The 17,116-nt window shown below is 72.3% G+C and carries 13 protein-coding genes; 6 read left to right on the top strand and 7 right to left on the bottom strand.

The window, feature by feature from the left end; genetic code table 11:
- Positions 1-201 precede the first annotated feature (201 nt).
- Positions 202-975 (bottom strand): MBL fold metallo-hydrolase, encoded by a 774-nt coding sequence (locus tag ACGFIE_RS31130; protein WP_393301446.1) that lies wholly within the window; start codon positions 973-975, stop codon positions 202-204.
- A gap of 171 nt (positions 976-1,146) precedes the next feature.
- On the opposite strand from ACGFIE_RS31130, the gene ACGFIE_RS31135 reads away from it, so the two are divergent.
- Positions 1,147-2,364, top strand: coding sequence for an NADP-dependent isocitrate dehydrogenase (locus tag ACGFIE_RS31135; protein ID WP_363680267.1), 1,218 nt, complete (start codon positions 1,147-1,149; stop codon positions 2,362-2,364).
- 305 nt (positions 2,365-2,669) lie between these two features.
- On the opposite strand, the gene galT is transcribed toward ACGFIE_RS31135, so the two are convergent.
- The 3 genes from galT to cysC all read right to left on the bottom strand — a co-directional run bounded on the left by galT (position 2,670) and on the right by cysC (position 6,209).
- A complete protein-coding gene (gene galT, locus ACGFIE_RS31140) occupies positions 2,670-3,746 on the bottom strand; it encodes a galactose-1-phosphate uridylyltransferase (protein ID WP_393301449.1) in 1,077 nt (358 codons plus the stop codon).
- Complete coding sequence (locus ACGFIE_RS31145; protein ID WP_393301452.1) at positions 3,743-4,567, bottom strand: DeoR/GlpR family DNA-binding transcription regulator; 825 nt, start codon at positions 4,565-4,567, stop codon at positions 3,743-3,745. Before ACGFIE_RS31145 ends, galT begins: the two co-directional genes overlap by 4 nt.
- 112 nt (positions 4,568-4,679) lie before the next feature.
- Positions 4,680-6,209 carry an adenylyl-sulfate kinase gene (gene cysC, locus ACGFIE_RS31150; RefSeq protein WP_393301455.1) on the bottom strand — a complete coding sequence of 510 codons (1,530 nt, stop codon included), beginning with the start codon at positions 6,207-6,209 and terminating at the stop codon, positions 4,680-4,682.
- A 248-nt stretch (positions 6,210-6,457) separates the two neighbouring features.
- Between cysC and ACGFIE_RS31155 the strand changes: the two genes are divergently transcribed.
- The 5 genes from ACGFIE_RS31155 (at position 6,458) to ACGFIE_RS31175 (ending at position 10,631) form a co-directional block, all read left to right on the top strand.
- Positions 6,458-7,372 (top strand): ABC transporter ATP-binding protein, encoded by a 915-nt coding sequence (locus ACGFIE_RS31155; protein ID WP_393301458.1) that lies wholly within the window; start codon positions 6,458-6,460, stop codon positions 7,370-7,372.
- Positions 7,365-8,270 carry an ABC transporter permease gene (locus ACGFIE_RS31160; RefSeq protein ID WP_393301461.1) on the top strand — a complete coding sequence of 302 codons (906 nt, stop codon included), beginning with the start codon at positions 7,365-7,367 and terminating at the stop codon, positions 8,268-8,270. Before ACGFIE_RS31155 ends, ACGFIE_RS31160 begins: the two co-directional genes overlap by 8 nt.
- A complete protein-coding gene (locus tag ACGFIE_RS31165; protein WP_393301464.1) occupies positions 8,270-9,181 on the top strand; it encodes an ABC transporter ATP-binding protein in 912 nt (303 codons plus the stop codon). The genes ACGFIE_RS31160 and ACGFIE_RS31165 overlap by 1 nt, the downstream gene beginning before the upstream one ends.
- A gap of 1 nt (position 9,182) precedes the next feature.
- Complete coding sequence (locus ACGFIE_RS31170) at positions 9,183-9,893, top strand: ABC transporter permease subunit (protein WP_393301467.1); 711 nt, start codon at positions 9,183-9,185, stop codon at positions 9,891-9,893.
- 93 nt (positions 9,894-9,986) lie between these two features.
- Positions 9,987-10,631 (top strand): hypothetical protein, encoded by a 645-nt coding sequence (locus ACGFIE_RS31175; RefSeq protein ID WP_393301470.1) that lies wholly within the window; start codon positions 9,987-9,989, stop codon positions 10,629-10,631.
- Positions 10,632-10,705: 74 nt separating this feature from the next.
- On the opposite strand, the gene valS is transcribed toward ACGFIE_RS31175, so the two are convergent.
- From valS to ACGFIE_RS31190, 3 genes are read right to left on the bottom strand one after another with little or no spacing between them, the layout of a single operon-like run.
- Entirely contained in the window at positions 10,706-13,270 is a 2,565-nt protein-coding gene (gene valS, locus ACGFIE_RS31180; RefSeq protein ID WP_393301472.1) for a valine--tRNA ligase, read from the bottom strand.
- A gap of 55 nt (positions 13,271-13,325) precedes the next feature.
- Positions 13,326-15,206, bottom strand: a complete 1,881-nt coding sequence (locus tag ACGFIE_RS31185; RefSeq protein ID WP_393301475.1) for an ABC transporter ATP-binding protein — start codon at positions 15,204-15,206, stop codon at positions 13,326-13,328.
- Complete coding sequence (locus tag ACGFIE_RS31190; RefSeq protein WP_393301478.1) at positions 15,203-17,104, bottom strand: ABC transporter ATP-binding protein; 1,902 nt, start codon at positions 17,102-17,104, stop codon at positions 15,203-15,205. The genes ACGFIE_RS31185 and ACGFIE_RS31190 overlap by 4 nt, the downstream gene beginning before the upstream one ends.
- Positions 17,105-17,116 lie beyond the last annotated feature (12 nt).

Genomic DNA, 17,116 nt, shown 5'->3' on the forward strand with positions numbered 1-17,116 from the left:
GCCTCCGGCGCGCGGCGGCTGTCGGCCCGCTCCACGTTGGGCACCCGGCAACTTTTTGACCCCCGACCGGCCGGGGGGGGGGGGGGCCCCCGCCCCCCCGGCCCCCCCCCCCCACGTCCCACCCCACCCCACCCCCACCCACCCCGGTGATCATGAAGTTATTGCCCTCCCGTCCGGCGTGTCGTGGCAATAACTTCATGATCAACCCGCTCGGAGAGGGGTGAACGGGGTGGAGAGGTGGGGGGTCGCCAGGACGGTGGGGTTGTGAGTTTTTAGGGCGAACTGGCGGGAGGCGCTTGCTTCGTCCGGGTCCTCCTCGTGGGCGTACGCCAGGGTGGGGTCGATCAGTTGCACCAGGTGCACCAGGAGGTCGCCGGTGAGCAGCATCCGCTCGTCGGCCGCGCTCAGCAGCACCGACTGGTGGCCGGGGGTGTGCCCGGGAGTGGGCAGCAGTCGTACCGCGGGGGTCAGGGTTGTCTCACCGTCGACCACCCGGAGCTGGCCGGCGGCGCGCAACGGCGCGATCAGCCCGGCCGGCAGTCCCGGGTTGATCGCCTCGGCCGCCTCCAGCTCGGTGCGCTGGAGCAGGTAGCTCGCGTTCGGGAAGTGCGGCCGGCCCGGCGTGCCGGTGACCGCCCAGCCGATGTGGTCGCTGTGCAGGTGGGTCAGCACGACCGTGTCGACGTCGGCCGGGTCGATGCCGGCGGCGGCCAGCTCGGCGGGCAGCCGGCCGGGCACCGGCGCCCAGCTGGCGGCCGGGGAGTCGGCCGGGCCGACCCCGGCGTCGACCAGGAGGACCGGCCCGTCCCCGGAGCGGATCGCGAAACTGCGAAACGGCAGCCACCACTGCCCGTCGGCGGTGACCGAGGCGGGATCGCGGCGATCGGCCTCCCGCCACTGGGCCGCCGTGGCCTGCGGAAATGCCTCCGCGCGGGGCTGGAAGAAGGCACCCTCGGCGTCCGTGAGTGCGGTCACCGTGATAGACCCGAGGGTGCGGCTCAGTGGCATCGGGCCATGATTCCAGGGCATTCCTGTTCCGCGCAGCCCGGATTCCGCCGGTCGGTCGAGGCCGGCTGGGGGCTGCCGGCCCAATTGCAGTACGCTCGTACTGCTTGAGCACGTGTCCCCCGAGAGGAGCGCCGGCCGATGGCGAAGATCAAGGTAAACAACCCGGTCGTGGAGCTCGACGGCGACGAGATGACCCGGATCATCTGGAAGCAGATCCGGGAGCAGCTGATCCTGCCCTACCTCGACGTCGACCTGCACTACTACGACCTGTCGATCCAGTACCGCGACGAGACCGACGACCAGGTCACCATTGACGCCGCCAACGCCATCAAGGAGCACGGCGTCGGCGTCAAGTGCGCCACCATCACCCCGGACGAGGCCCGGGTGGAGGAGTTCGGCCTGAAGAAGATGTGGCGGTCGCCCAACGGCACCATCCGCAACATCCTCGGCGGCGTCGTCTTCCGCGAGCCGATCATCATGTCCAACGTGCCGCGGCTGGTCCCCGGCTGGACCAAGCCGATCATCATCGGCCGGCACGCCCACGGTGACCAGTACAAGGCCACCGACTTCGTCGTCCCCGGTCCGGGCACGGTGACCATCACCTACACCCCGGCCGACGGCGGCGCGCCGATGGAGATGGAGGTCGCCAACTTCTCCGGCGGCGGCATCGCCATGGGCATGTACAACTTCGACGACTCGATCCGCGACTTCGCCCGGGCGTCGTTCCGGTACGGGCTGGACCGCAACTACCCGGTCTACCTGTCCACCAAGAACACCATCCTCAAGGCGTACGACGGCCGGTTCAAGGACATCTTCGCCGAGGTGTTCGAGACCGAGTTCAAGGCCGAGTTCGACGCCGCCGGCATCACCTACGAGCACCGGCTCATCGACGACATGGTCGCCGCCGCGCTCAAGTGGGAGGGCGGCTACGTCTGGGCCTGCAAGAACTACGACGGTGACGTGCAGTCCGACACCGTCGCGCAGGGCTTCGGCTCGCTGGGTCTGATGACCTCGGTCCTGCTCTCCCCGGACGGCCGTACCGTCGAGGCCGAGGCCGCGCACGGCACTGTCACCCGGCACTACCGGCAGTACCAGAAGGGCGAGAAGACCTCGACCAACCCGATCGCGTCGATCTACGCCTGGACCCGTGGCCTGGCCCACCGGGGCAAGCTGGACGGCACGCCGGCGGTGACCGAGTTCGCCAACACCCTGGAGCAGGTCATCGTCGACACCGTCGAGGGCGGCCAGATGACCAAGGACCTCGCGCTGCTCATCTCGCGCGACGCCCCGTGGCTGACCACCGACGAGTTCATGAACGCGCTCGACGAGAACCTGGCCCGCAGGCTCGCCGCCTGATTCGACCGCATCAGCACCGGAGCCCGTCGGCACCCGCCGGCGGGCTCCGGCGTGTCCGCCGGGTGACACGTCCGCGGCGTCACCGGGCCCAGCGCGCCTCGTTGACCAGGGTGGACGAGATGCCAGTCGCGTCCACGGAAGGTTGACCGCGGTCGACCGCGGTGTGCGTGCCGATCAGGCAGCCTTCCCGGCTGTGTCGAGCACAGCCAGCCGTCCCTTCCCTGCGGGGGGCCCTGTCCCGGGCCCCCCGCGCCCTGTTCCCGCCCGGCCCGCGCCCACGTTGTGGACGCGCGGCGAGGGGCCGTTCAGGCGGCGCGGAGCAGTTCGGCGGCGCGCTCGGGGGAGATGTCGTTGATGAAGACGCCCATCCCCGACTCGGAGCCGGCCAGGTACTTCAACTTGTCCTTGGCCCGCCGGATGCTGAACAGCTGAAGGTGCAGGTGGCCCAGCTCGCGGTCGATCCGCACCGGCGCCTGGTGCCACGCCGCGATGTAGGGCATCGGCATGTCGAACAGTCCGTCGAATCGGCGCAGCAGGTCCAGGTAGAGCGGTCCGAAGGCGTCCCGCTCGCCGTCGGTCAGCGCCGGGATGTCCGGCACCACGCGGCGCGGCGCGACATGCACCTCGAACGGCCAGCGGGCCGCCGCCGGCACGAACGCCGTCCAGTGGTCGTTCTCGGTGACCACCCGGTCGCCGGTCGCGCGCTCGGCGGCCAGCACGTCCGCGTACAGGTTCCCCCCGCCGGTCCGCTCGGCGTGCCGGCGTGCCGCGGCCAGCAGCGCCCGGGTGCGCGGCGTCACGAAGGGGTACGCGTAGATCTGCCCGTGCGGGTGGTGCAGCGTGACACCGATCTCGACGCCCCGGTTCTCGAAGCAGAACACCTGCTCGACGCCGGGCAGTTCGCCGAGCACCTCGGTCCGGTCGGCGAGCGCGTCCAACACGGTGCGGACGCGACGCGGCGGGAGGCTGGCGAAGGAGGCGTTGTGGTCGGAGGTGAAGCAGACCACCTCGCACCTGCCCACGCCCGGCCGGACCGGCGTGAACGGGGTGATCTCCCCGGGCTCGTCGGCGACACGGCCGCTCAGCGACGGGAACCGGTTCTCGAAGACCACCACGTCGTAGTCCGGAGCGGGGATCTCGGTCAGTCGGTCGCCCTGCGAGGGGTCGAGCGGGCACTCGTTCGCGGGCGGAAGGAAGGTGCGGGTCTGCCGGTGCACGGCCACGGCCACCCACTCGTCGGTCAGCGGGTCGTAGCGCAGTTGCGAGGCGGGCGGCGGTGGCGGCAGGTCCCTGCGGTCCGGCTGGTCGCGAACGGCGTCGTCGTTCTCGTCGAAGTAGATCAGCTCCCGGCCGTCGGCCAGGTCGATCGCGGTGCGCTTCACTTCGCCGTCTCCTCACTCGTCGGCGTGCGCGTCGCGCGGCCCGCCCCTGTCGCCTTTGCCATGATCAATTCGCCCACCTGTTCGCCGAGTACCCGTCGTGCGGGCGGAGGCAACGCCTCGTCGCTGACCAGTACGTGTGCCGCCGCCAGCTCGACTATCGAGGAGATGCCCACCGTGCCCCACTTCGTGTGGTCGGCGAGCACCACCAGTCGGTCCGCCGCGGCCACCAGCGCCCGATCGATCTCCGCCTCCATGAGGTTCGGGGTGGTGAAGCCCGCCCGCTCGGTGATGCCGTGGACGCCGAGGAAGAGCTGGTCCAGGTGCAGCCGCCGGACGGCGCCGACCGCGAGCGGGCCGACCAGCGCGTCGGACGGCGTCCGCACGCCGCCGGTGAGCACCACAGTCTGGTCCGGCCGGCCTCCGCCGTGCAGGATCTCGGCCACCGGCAGCGAGTTGGTCACCACTGTCAGGCCGGGGACGTCCACCAGCCGTCGGGCCAGTTCGGCGGTGGTGGTGCCGGCGGAGAGGGCGACCGCCGAACCGGGCCGGACGAGCTGCGCCGCCCGGTCCGCGATGGCTGCCTTCTCCGGCAGTTGCCGGACCGACTTGGCGTGGAAGCCCGGCTCGTCGGTCGAGCTGGGGCCGGCCGCGGTTGCGCCGCCGTGCACCTTGGCCAGCAGGCCGCGCTCGTGCAGGGCCTCCAGGTCGCGCCGGATGGTCATGTCGGACACGCCGAACTCGGTCGCGAGGTCGGTCACCCGAACGCCACCGGAGGCGCGGACCCGATCCAGGATGGCCGACTGCCGCTGCTGAGCGAGCATCCGCCGTGCCTCCCCGGGTTCCACGTACTCTCACGCGGTCGAACGTGTTCCAACAAAGATGAACACTAGCGCGTGCCCGGAACCGGCGGAAGGAAAGGGGTACAGCGACGCCTCAGGCCGACTGGATCTTCAACTCCACCCAGCCGCTCTCCGACAGGTGGTGCAGCACGGCCTGCACCGCGTCGGCGACGCTCAGATGGGTGGTGTCGAGCACCAGGTCCGCATCTGTCGGCTCCTCGTACGGGTCGTCGATCCCGGTCATGCCGGTGAGCAGGCCGGCGCGCGCCCGCGCGTACAGGCCCTTGCGGTCCCGCTGTTCGCACACCTCCAGCGGCGTCGCGACGTGCACCAGCACGAAGCCCGCCCCGGCGGTCATGGCCATCTCCCGCGCCGTCGCGCGGGCCGCCGCGTACGGGGCGATCGGGCAGCAGATGCCCACCCCGTGGTGCCGGGCGATCTCGGCCGCCACCCAGCCGATCCGCCGGACGTTGAGATCCCGGTCGGCCTTGCTGAAGCCCAGCCCGGCGGAGAGTTCCCGGCGTACCACGTCCCCGTCGAGCAGGGTCACCGTCCGGTCGCCGCTCTCCCGCAGCGCGTCGGCCAGCCCGCGGGCGATTGTGGACTTGCCGGAGCCGGAGAGGCCGGTCAGGAAGACCACCAGCCCCCGGTGCCGGCGTGGCGGCCGGGCCCGGGCCAACTCCTTCGCCACAGCCGGAGGCGTGTGCCACTCCGGCAGCGGGAAACCCCTGTCGAGCAGGTCGTCGATCTCGGCCTGGGTGAGGGCGAGGCGGCGGTTACGCGGCGGAATGTCCTCCCGCCAGCGCCACTGCCCGTCCCGATTGTCGTACGCCAGCTCGCGCGGCACCAGCACCCGCAACCCGGCGCCGGAGAGCATCTCCCCGGTGGAGAGCAGGTGGGTGACCCCGTACGCGGCGGAGACGCGCGCACGCAGCAGGGCGTCGCTGATCTCCTCCCGGCGGTGCGACAGCGGCACGGCCACCAGGGTGGCCGGAGGCATCCGGTCCCGGGCGGCGAAGATCGTCCGCACCAGCGCCTCCGGGGCGAGCCCGCCGACACCGCCCTCGCCGACCGGGATCATGACCAGCAGGTGCGCGGCCAGGGTGCGGGCGGCGTGCGCGATCTGGGCGAGCTGCGGCCGGTGCAGCGGACGGTCGGCGATCACCCCGAGCACCCGACCCGGGGGCAGCAGCGCGCGGACCTCCTCCGGGCTGCGACGCAACCGCTGGAACAGGCCGTGACCGCCGTCGCCGAGCCGATGGAGCTGACCGCCCAGACCCGCCACGCCCTCGTGCACAGGCCAGACGTCCGCGACGTCCAGGGCGGCGGCCGGCGCGCCCTCGCCGTCTGTCAGCACCAGGGCCCGGCGGGCCGGGTCGCGCGGGTCGAGGTTCTGCGCCAGCGCGGCCGGCACCTGCAGGGTCACCGCAACCTGCCACGGCGTGCCGTCGGCCAGCCGGCCACGTCGGCTCACCGACACCAGGTCGGCGCGGGTCATGAAGCCGGTAAGGGGGGCGTACGCGCCGGTCAGCAGCAGCTCCAGATCCGCGAGCTCACCGGGACGCGGCGTGTACGCCGGCGCGTCCCGGAGCACCTCGTCGGGCAGCACCCAGCCGTTGCTCATCCACACCCCCCACTCGCTGACCGGCACACAGTTTCGCAGCCGACCGCCGATCGGTCGAGGCCGCCACTCCACGACGAGCGTGGCCGGATCATGCCGGACCCGCGGGCGAGGGCTGGGCGAGCGCGCGACCGGCGCAAACGTTCGTCGTTGCCGTCGGTGGACCTTAGGGGTGGGTCGCCACGAGGATCAGGGGAGCGCCGGGGGCGCGCCGGTGTCGCCACCGGGCATCGACTCCCTACGCTGGCGTCGTGACACTGATCGCGACCCAGTCGCTCACCAAGACGTACGGAGGTCGAGTCACCGCGCTCACCGACCTCACCGTCGCCGTCGAGCCCGGGATCATCGGCCTGGTGGGCGCGAACGGCGCCGGTAAATCCACCTTGATCAAGATCCTGCTCGGCCTGATCCCCCCGACAAGTGGCCAGGTCTCGGTGCTCGGCATCGACCCGACCGCCGAACCGGCAGCGGTCCGTGCGCGCGTCGGCTACATGCCCGAGCACGACTGCCTCCCACCGGACCTGTCCGCCGCCGAGCTGGTCACCCACCTCGGTCGGATGAGCGGTCTGCCGCGCACCGCGGCCCGTGAGCGCGCCTCGGAGGCGCTGCGTCACGTCGGGCTCTACGAGGAGCGCTACCGCCCGGTCGGCGGCTACTCCACGGGCATGAAGCAGCGGGTCAAGCTGGCCCAGGCGCTCGTGCACGACCCCGACCTGCTGCTGCTCGACGAGCCGACCAACGGGCTGGACCCGGCCGGCCGGGACGCCATGCTGGCACTTGTGCACCGGATCGGCACCGAGTTCGGCATCTCCGTGCTGGTGTGCTCACACCTGCTGGGCGAGGTCGAGCGGATCTGCGACACACTGATCGCCATCGACGGCGGCAAACTGCTGCGCGCCGACCACATCTCCGCGATGACCGAGGCCACCGACGTGCTGGCCGTCGAGGTCAGCGAGGGCACCGAGGAGCTGGCCGCCCGGCTCGCAGAGCTGAAGCTGCCGGTCGCGCGGGACGGGCGGCTGCTGCTCGTACCGCTCGCCGACGACAGCACCTACGACCTGATCCTCGGCGCGGTCGCCGAACTGAACCTGCCTCTGCATCGGCTGGACCAGCGCCGGCACCGGGTGGCCGAACTCTTCGCCGCAAGGGAGCTCACCCATGCCTGAGCTGTCATCCGCCGCCGTGCGGCCCGCGCCGACAGGCGTCATCCACGACATCGGCTACCAGCGCTACGAGGGCCCACGGTTGGGCCGCCGGCACGTCTTCGGCGCGCTCTACCTGCACGGGCTGCGTACGATCTTCGGGTTCGGACGCAGTGCCAAGGCCAAGATCTTCCCGTGGCTGGTGGTCGGCATCGTGACACTGGTCGCGGCGGCCCTGGCGGCAGTACGCAGCCAGCTCGGCGAGCCGGTCGCCACGTACGCCCAGTTCGCCGACGCGATGAGCTGGCTGGTGCTGTTCTTCGTCGCGGTGGCCGCGCCGGAGCTGGTCTCCCGGGACCTGCGCAGCGGTGTGCTGCCGCTGTACTTCTCCCGACCGCTGCCCCGCGCCGACTACGCGCTCGCCAAGCTGCTGGCGCTTGTCACCGGCCTCTGGTTGCTGCTCGGTGGGCCGCAGTTGGTGATGTTCCTGGGCGCCGCGTTCACCACCAAGGACGGGCTGCACGGGGTCTGGAACGAGCTGCTCGACCTGCTTCCCGGTCTGCTCTACGCCGGGCTGTGGGCGGTGGTCTTCGCCTCGGTGGGGCTGCTCGTCGCGTCGCTGACCGGCAAGCGCGCGTTCGCCGCCGGCGGCGTGGTTGCGGTCTTCCTGATGACCACCCCGATCGTGGGCGTGCTGAGCATCCTGCCGTCGCGTACGGCCAACGAGCTGGCCGGGCTGGCCTCACCCAGCACGCTGGTGCAGGGAGTGGGCATCTGGTCGCTTGGTGACCTGCTGGTCGAGGGCGATCCGGGCGAGATGATGATCGGCGGGTTCGGCCCGGTCTACGCCCTGGTCGCGGTGCTGCTGGTCGCCGGCGCGACCGCCCTCCTGCTGGCCCGCTACCGGAAGGTCGCCTCCTGATGAGCACGCTGAGCCTGACCGGGGTGTCCCGGTGGTACGGCAACGTGGTCGCCGTCAACGACATCAGCATGGCCCTCGGGCCGGGCGTGACAGGTCTGCTCGGCCCGAACGGCGCCGGCAAGACCACGCTGCTGCACATGATGGCCGGGTTCCTCGCCCCGTCGCGCGGCACGGTGACCCTCGACGACGAGCCGACCTGGCGCAACCCCGACGTCTACCGCCGGCTGGGGCTGGTCAGCGAGCGGGAGGCGGTGCAGAGCTTCCTCACCGCGTACGAGTTCGTGCTCGCCAGCGCGAAGCTGCACCGGCTGGCCGACCCGGCTGCGGCGGCCCGACGGGCCATCGACCTGGTGGAGTTGGAGTCGGCGCAGGACCGCCGGATCGGCACGTACTCCAAGGGCATGCGTCAGCGCGCCCGGGTCGCGGCCGCACTCGTGCACGACCCGCAGGTGCTGCTGCTCGACGAGCCGTTCAACGGGATGGACCCACGTCAGCGGCTGCACATGATGGATCTGCTGCACTCCCTCGGCGACGACGGCCGGACGATCCTGTTCAGCTCGCACATCCTGGAGGAGGTCGAGCAGGTCTCCGGCACGGTGCAGGTGATGGTGGCCGGTCGACTGGCGGCCTCCGGTGACTTCCGGACCATCCGCCGGCTGATGACCAACCGCCCGCACGTCTTCGCGGTGCGCTCCACCGACGACCGGGCGCTGGCCGTCGCCCTGATCGCCGAGGCGTCGGTGAGCGGCGTCGAGCTGGACCGCACCGGCCTGACCGTGCGCGCCGGCGATTACGGCGCCTTCACCCGGGCGCTGCCCCGGATCGCCCTGGGTCAGGGCATCCGGGTGCGCCAGCTGGTGCCGTCCGACGAGTCCCTGGAGAGCGTCTTCTCCTACCTGGTGGAGGCCTGAGATGTCGACCATTACCTGGATCACCGCGCGCGGGCTGTTCGGCCGGCGCCGGTTCCTGCTGCTGCTTCCGCTGCCGTTGGTGCTGCTCGGGCTGGCCATCCTCTGCCGGTCGCTGGACGTGGACCCGGGCCAGTGGGGGCCGCCGGTGCTTGTCGGCCTCGGCCTGGCGGTGGTGCTGCCGGTGGTGGCGTTGATCATCGGCACCGGTGTGCTGGGCGCGGAGATCGACGACGGCACGGTGGTGCACATCCTGACCAAGCCGCTGCCGCGCTGGCAGATCATCCTGCCCAAGCTCGCGGTCGCCGCCGGGGTCACCGCGGCCACCGTGGCGGTGCCGCTCTACGTCGCGGGCGTGCTTGCCGATTCGGTACGCCTCGGTCTGGCGCTGGCGTTCGCGGCGGCGCTCGGCGCGCTGGCGTACTCGGCGCTGTTCCTCGCGCTCAGCCTGGTCACCAGGCGGCCGGTACTGCTCGGCCTGGTCTACGTGCTGATCTGGGAGGGGCTGCTGGGCAACTTCGTCAGCGGCACGAAGGTGCTCTCCATCCAGCAGTACGTCATCGCCCTCGCCGACCGGCTCGCCCCCAGCGGGCTGCTGGAGACCACCGTCTCGGTGCCTGTGGCGTCCGTGATGACCGTGCTGATCAGTGTCGGCTTCACAGTGCTGGCGATCGACCGCCTGCGCTCGTTCAGCGTGGCCGGCGAGACGAGCTGACGCCGGTGCGGGGTAGGGGTCCGGCCAGCCTCCGGCGACGGGTAGGGCTGGCCGGATGGACCGGACGGGGTGCCAGGGGACACGCTCGTGGGTGTGAGTGTCGAAGCGGAGTGGACGTCGTTGGCTGAGCCGTACTCCCGGAGTAGCCGGCCGTGGCTCACGAGCCTGGCGGTCGCCGGGCTGGCGTGCGCGACTGTCGCGACGGCAGCCCAGGGCAGCGGCCGGTTCCACTGGTGGGCCGGTTTCATCCTGATCCCGGCCGCGTTGATCGCGGCCAGCGGCGGGCCGTTACTGGCCCGCGGCGGCAGTCGGGCCTTCGCCGGGTACGTCATCGCCTGCGTCGGCACGCTTGTGTTCGTGGTGGGTGCCCTGCTGATGTTCGGGGCGATGGGCAAGGGCTGGCCGCTGCTCGTGGGTCTGCCGTGCCTGGCGGTCGCCGGCACGTACGGCTGGCGGGCCGCCCACCCGCTGGCTCGTGGCCTGCACCGCGCGGTGGCGCTGCTCGCGCTCACCGGCGCGCTGCTCGGCGCGACCCTGCAACTGATCCACATCCGTCTGATCCACCTGGAGACGGGCTGGTGGGGCGTGTTCCTGATGCTGGCCGGCGCGATCGTGCTGGGCAACGCGGGCGAGCTGACCCGGCACCGGATGCCGTACCGGCTCCAGGCGATCACCCTGCTGGTCGGCCCGGCCGTGGCGGCCATCCTGCTCGGCCTGCGCTTCCTGCGCGGCTGGTGAGCGACTGGTCCGCCGCCGCCCCCGGGGGGTGGGCGGCGGCGGACCTGTCCCGCCCTCGGCCGCACGGGCGCCTGTCAGAAGGCGCAGGCGATGACGAGTTCCGGGGTGCGGTCCGGGAGCAGGTCGAGCTTGCCGATCCGGCCGGCCGCGCGCAGGTCGTCGGCGACCAGGGTGAGCTGCTCCAGCAGCGCCGCCGGGCCCAGCGCCTCGGCGAGCGGCACCTCCGCCTTCATGGACAGCTTCCGCTCCGACTTGGCCCGCCGCACCTGGCCCAGCGCGTCACCCGCGAGCCGCAGCAGCGCCGGCTCGCCCGTCCCCTCGATCGTCCGGGCCACCTCGTAGGTGGTGGGCCAGGGCGCCCTGTGCACCGACCCGTACCGCCACCACGACCAGATCTCCTCGGTGACGTACGGCAGCACCGGGGCGAACAGCCGCAGCTGCACCGACAGCGCGCTGGCCAGCGCGGCCCGCGCCGAGTCGGCCGCCGCTCCGGTGCCGTACGCCCGTTCCTTGACCAACTCGATGTAGTCGTCGCAGAAGCGCCAGAAGAACGCCTCGGTGGCCTGCAACGCGGCCGTGTGGTCGTAGGAGTCGAAGGCGGTGCTCGCGGCGCTGACCACGGTGCCCAGCTCGGCGAGCATGGCCCGGTCCAGAGGGGCGGTCGCCACCGCGCGCAACGCGTCCCCGGCGCCCAGGCCGAGGGCGAACTTCGTCGCGTTGAGCAGCTTGGTGGCCAGCCGCCGGCCGACCTTTATCTGCGCCGGGTCGAAGGCCAGGTCCATGCCGGGCTTGCCGCTGGCCGCCCAGTAGCGCACCGCGTCCGAGCCGTGCTGCTCCAGCAGCGCCAACGGGGTGACCACGTTGCCCTTGGACTTGGCCATCTTCTTGTGGTCCGGGTCGAGGATCCAACCCGAGAGCACGGTGTCCCGCCAGGGCAGCACCCCGTGCTCGAAGTGCGACCGGACCACGGTGTCGAACAGCCAGGTCCGGATGATCTCCTGCCCCTGCGGGCGCAGGTCCATCGGGAAGACCCGTGCGAACAGGTCCGGGTCGGTCTCCCAGCCGCCGACGATCTGCGGAGTCAACGACGAGGTCGCCCAGGTGTCCAGCACGTCCGGGTCTCCGACGAAACCGCCCGGCCGGCCGCGCTGCGACTCGTCGAAACCGGGCGCCGGATCACTCGATGGATCGACTGGCAGCGCGGACTCGTCGGGCGTGAGAGGGTGGGTCCAGTCCGGCTCGCCAGCGTCGTCGAGCCGGTACCACACAGGCACCGGCACCCCGAAGAAGCGCTGCCGACTGACCAGCCAGTCGCCGGTCAGGCCGCCCACCCAGTTGTCGTAGCGGTGCTTCATGTGCGCCGGCACCCAGTGCAGCTCCGCGCCCCGGGCCAGCAGCGTCGCCCGCAGGTCGGCGTCCCGCCCGCCGTTGCGCAGATACCACTGTCGGGTCGAGACGATCTCCAGTGGGCGATCGCCGCGTTCGTAGAACTTCACCGGATGGGTGATCGGGCGTGGCTCACCGATCAGGTCACCCGCGTCGGCGAGCATCCCGACGATCTCCCGGCGCGCGCCGTTGACGCTCTGCCCGGCCAGCGCCGCGTACGGCGCTGCCGGCACCCCGGCCGGCGGCTCGGGCAGCAGCCGGCCGTCGCGGCCGACGACCACCCGGGTGTCGAGGTCGAGATCCCGCCACCAGGTCACGTCGCTCAGGTCGCCGAACGTGCAGACCATCGCGATGCCGGTGCCCTTCCCGGGATCGGCGAGCGGATGGGCGCGCACCGGCACCTCGACGCCGAACAGCGGGCTGCGCACAGTCGTGCCCACCAGGTCGGCGTACCGCTCGTCGTCGGGGTGACAGACCAGCGCGACACAGGCCGGCAACAGCTCCGGTCGGGTGGTGTCGATCAGCACCTCGCGCCCGCCCGGCCCGGCGAACCGCAGCCGGTGGTAGGCGCCGGGACGTTCCCGGTCCTCCAGCTCGGCCTGGGCGACGGCGGTGGCGAAGCCGACGTCCCACAGCGTCGGCGCCTCCGCCTGGTACGCCTCACCGCGGCGCAGGTTGCGCACGAACGCCCGCTGGCTGGTGGCGCGGGCCACCCGACCGATGGTCGTGTACGTCAGGGACCAGTCCACCGAGAGCCCGAGCCGCCGCCAGAGGGCCTCGAAGACCTGCTCGTCGGCGACCGTCAGCAGCTCGCACAGCTCGATGAAGTTGCGCCGCGAGATCGGCGTCGGGTCCCGGCGCGCGGTCTCGTCGACGGGGGTGGCCGGTGGCCGCCACACCGGGTCGTACGCCAGCGCCGGATCGCAGCGCACCCCGTACACGTTCTGCACCCGACGCTCGGTGGGCAGGCCGTTGTCGTCCCAGCCGATCGGGTAGAAGACGGCCTTGCCGCGCGTCCGCTGATAGCGGGCGATGGTGTCGGTGTGCGTGTACGAGAAGACGTGCCCCATGTGCAGCTCGCCCGATACGGTCGGCGGCGGGGTGTCGATGGAGTACACGTCGCCCCGCTGTCTCGCCCGGTCGAACGCGTACGTGCCGTCCTCCTGCCAGCGGCGCGCCCAGCGCTCCTCGAGCCCGTCCAGACTCGGACGCTCGGGAACGCCGGCGCGGGCCGTCCTCGCCGTATCGGTCATCTGCCGATCGTAGGCACCACCAGGGGGTCGAGCCACGGAGTTGCGCATCGCCGGCCTACACGAGCGAGTCGCGCCACTGCCGGTGCAGGGCCGCGTAGCGACCGTCGGTGGCGGCCAGGACTGCGGGTGGTCCGTCCTCGACGACCTGCCCGCCGTCGAGGACGAGCACCCGGTCGGCGGTCTCCACGGTGGACAGCCGGTGTGCGATCACCAGCGCGGTACGGTCCCGCAGGATGGTGCCGAGCGCCCGCTGCACCAGCCGTTCCGTCGGGACGTCCAGTGACGACGTCGCCTCGTCGAGGATCAGCACTGTCGGGTCGGCCAGGAACGCCCGGGCGAACGCGACCAGTTGCCGCTGCCCGGCGGAGAGCCGGCCACCGCGCCTGTGCACCTGCGTCGCGTACCCGTCGGGCAGCGCGGCGATGAACTCGTGCGCGCCGATCGCCTGGGCGGCGGCCCGCACCTCGGCGTCGTCGGCGTCCGGTCGGCCGAACCTGATGTTCTCCGCCACCGTGCCGCTGAACAGGTGGTTCTCCTGCGTCACAAGCACCACCGCGCGGCGCAGGTCGGCGTCGGCCACCTCGCGTAGGTCGATTCCGTCCAGCAGGACGCTGCCGGCGTCCGGGTCGTGGAACCGGGCGACCAGCTTGGCGATCGTCGACTTGCCCGCGCCGGTCGGCCCGATCAGCGCCACCGTCTGCCCGGCCGGCACCTCAAGGTCCAGTTCGGCGAGGATGGGCGTGTCGGCGCGATAGCCGAAGGAGACGCCCCGGAAGGTCAGCTCACCGTGACCGGAGCCGGTCGGCAGCGGCGTCGGCCGGGCGGGCTCGGCCACCGCGGGCCGCTCGTCGAGCACCCCGGCCAGCTTCTCCAGCGCCGCCGTCGCCGACTGCAACGAGTTGTAGAACTGGCTCAGCTCCTGCATCGGTTCGAAGAAGCGGCGCAGGTAGAGCAGGAACGCGGCGAGCACCCCGATCTCGGTCCGCCCGCCGAGCACCCGCCAGCCGCCGTAGCAGAGCACGACCGCGACCGTGACGTTGCCGATCAGCTTGATCGCCGGCGAGTACGTGGCGATCAGCCGGAACGCGTGCAGGCTGCTCTGCCGGTAGTCGTCCCCGAGCGCCACGAAGATCCGCTGGTTGCGGGGTTCCCGGCGGAACGTCTGCACGGCCCGGATGCCGCGCATCGACTCGACGAAGTGCACGATGACAAGCGCGACGGCCTCCCGGGTCCGCCGGTACGCGCTCGCCGACGCCCGCGCGAACCAGCGGGAGAGCCAGAATAGGAACGGGAACGCGAACAGCGTCACCGCGGCCAGCGGCAGGTCCAGCCAGAGCAGGATGCCGGCCACCGACAGGATCGACAGCGCGGCCAGAACCAGGCTGTCGATCCCACCGTCGGCAAGCTCGGCGATCGAGTCCAGGTCGCTGGTGAGCCGGGACACCATCCGGCCGGACGTGTACCGCTCGTGGAAGCCGACCGACAGCCGCAGGAAGTGCCCGAACACCCGCTGCCGCAGGTCCAGGAGGACGGCCTGGCCGATCCGGGCGGAGAGGGCGAGGAAGCCGCGGCGGGCCGCGTACTCGGTCAGGGCGGCCACGGCGAACGCCCCGGCGACGGCGACCAGCGGGGTGGCGTTCCCGGCGCGCAGCGGCGGGATGGCCCGGTCGATGCCGACCATGACCAGGTACGGGCCGGCCATCGCGGCGGCGTTCTGCGCCAGCAGCAGGCCGACGGCCGCGGCGAGCCGACGCCGGTGCGGGCGCAGCAGATCGGCCAGCAGGGCCCGGCTGTGCCGGCGTAGCCGGGCCACCGCCTCCGGCGTGGTCTCCTCGGCCCGACTCCGGTCGGCCTCCGGATCGGTGGCCGTTCCCCGCCAGCGGGTCAGCTCCGGCTCCTCTGCGCCAGGTGGGTCGGCCTGCTCGGCGGAGTTCACGAGCGCACCAGTCCCCAGTCGTCCGGGGTGGACGCGCCGGGCCCCGCCGTCCCGGTGCGCCCCGGTTCCGGCCCGGCGGCTCCGGCAGGTGGCGGCCCGGCGGCTCCGGCTGAATGCGCGGGCGGCTCGGCGGCGAGCAACGCTCGATAGGCGGGCACGCTGGCCAGCAGTTCCGAGTGCCGGCCGATCGCGACGATCCGTCCACCGTCGAGCAGGGCGACGCGGTCGGCCAGCGCGATCGTCGACGGCCGGTGCACCACCAGCAACGCGGTGCTGGCCCGCAGGACCTGCCGCAGTGCCGCCTCGACCAGCGCCTCGGTGTGCACGTCGAGGGCGGACAGCGGGTCGTCGAGCACCAGCAGCGCCGGGCGGCCGAGCACCGCCCGCGCCAACGCCAACCGCTGCCGCTGACCACCGGAGAGGGACAACCCCTGCTCACCCACGCGGGTCGCCAGACCCCACGGCAGGTCGTACGCGAAGTCGGCCTGGGCCAGCGCGAGGGCCGCGTGGACCTCGTCGTCGTCGGCGTCCGGGCGACCGAGGGTGAGGTTCTCCCGCACCGACATGGAAAAGAGCGTGGGCTCCTCGAACGCCACCCCGACCAGTCGGCGCAGCGAGGCGAGCCGCAGCTCGCGCAGGTCGTGCCCGTCCAGGGTGATCCGGCCGCCGGTCACCTCGTGCAGCCGGGGCACCAGGGACAGCAGCGTGCTCTTGCCGCAGCCGGTGGCCCCGACCAGGGCCACCGTCTCGCCCGGCTCGATGGTCAGGTCGATCCCGTGCAGTACGGCGGTGGTGGCGCCCGGGTAGCGGAAGTCGACCAGTTCGAAGCGGAGCCGGCCGTGGACGGCGTCGCGGGCCAGCGTGCGCGCGTCCGGAGCGTCCACGATCTGCGGCGGAGTGTCCAGCACCTCCTGGATACGGTCCGCGGCGGTCGCCGCCTCCTGACCGTTGGCGATGATCCAGCCCAGCGACTGCACCGGCCAGATGAGCATCAGCTGGAGGCTGGCGAACGCCACCAGCTCGCCGATGGTGAGCACGCCCCGCGCGGCGGCGGCGGCCCCGGCCACCAGCACCACGCCCAGGGTCACGTTGGGCACCAGGTCGAGCAGCGCCGCGGTGTTCGCCAGCAGCCGGCCCTTGCCCACGCCGGTGTCGTGCAGCGTCCGGGTCCCGGCGGCGAAGCGGGCCGCCAGTTCGGGCCCCCGGCCGTACGCCTTCATGGTGCGCAGACCCTGCGCGGTCTCCTCGACCAGGGTCGCCACGTCGCCCTGCTGGTCCTGCATCCGGCGGGACGCGGTGTGGTAGTGCCGGCCGAAACGACGGGTGATCAGCAGCAGTGGCACCGCGCTGGCGGCGACCAGCAGCCCGAGCGCCGCGTGCAGGTGGATCAGCAGCAGCACCACCACCACGTAGGTGGTCAGGTTGAGCACCAGGAAGAAGACACCGAACGAGAGGAACCGGCGGATCACCGACAGGTCGCTGGTGATCCGGGAGAGCAGTTGGCCGGACTGCCAGCGGTCGTGGAAGCTGGCCGGGAGCCGTTGCAGGTGCGCGTAGACGTCGGCGCGCAGCGCCGCCTCCATGCCCACCGCCGAGGAGGACTGCACCCACCGCCTGATGAAGATGAGCACCGCCTCGACCACGCCGAGCAGCAACGCCAGGCCACCGAGCTGGAGCAGGCCGGCGGGCTCGTGCCGGGCCACCGGCCCGTCCACCACCCGCTGCACCACGAGCGGTACGGCGATCCCGGCGGCCGTGCCGGCGAGGCCCGCGACCAGCAGCCAGGCGAATTCGGCGGCGTACGGGCGCAGGTAGCGGCGCAGCCGCCAGAGGTTGTGCACGGGGTGGCGGCCCGCGGCGACCGGGGCGGCCCGGTCGCCGTCGCTCTCCACAGGCACTACCCGACGGTA

This window comes from Micromonospora sp. NPDC049275, from assembly GCF_043197115.1.
In the GTDB taxonomy this organism is placed as follows: domain Bacteria; phylum Actinomycetota; class Actinomycetes; order Mycobacteriales; family Micromonosporaceae; genus Micromonospora.

Coding starts and splice junctions, on each gene's coding strand:
- ACGFIE_RS31135 (WP_363680267.1), top strand. CDS start 1,147: ATGGCGAAGATCAAGGTAAACAACCCGGTCGTGGAGCTCGACGGCGAC.
- ACGFIE_RS31145 (WP_393301452.1), bottom strand. CDS start 4,567: ATGCTCGCTCAGCAGCGGCAGTCGGCCATCCTGGATCGGGTCCGCGCC.
- cysC (WP_393301455.1), bottom strand. CDS start 6,209: ATGAGCAACGGCTGGGTGCTGCCCGACGAGGTGCTCCGGGACGCGCCG.
- ACGFIE_RS31160 (WP_393301461.1), top strand. CDS start 7,365: ATGCCTGAGCTGTCATCCGCCGCCGTGCGGCCCGCGCCGACAGGCGTC.
- ACGFIE_RS31165 (WP_393301464.1), top strand. CDS start 8,270: ATGAGCACGCTGAGCCTGACCGGGGTGTCCCGGTGGTACGGCAACGTG.
- ACGFIE_RS31170 (WP_393301467.1), top strand. CDS start 9,183: ATGTCGACCATTACCTGGATCACCGCGCGCGGGCTGTTCGGCCGGCGC.
- valS (WP_393301472.1), bottom strand. CDS start 13,270: ATGACCGATACGGCGAGGACGGCCCGCGCCGGCGTTCCCGAGCGTCCG.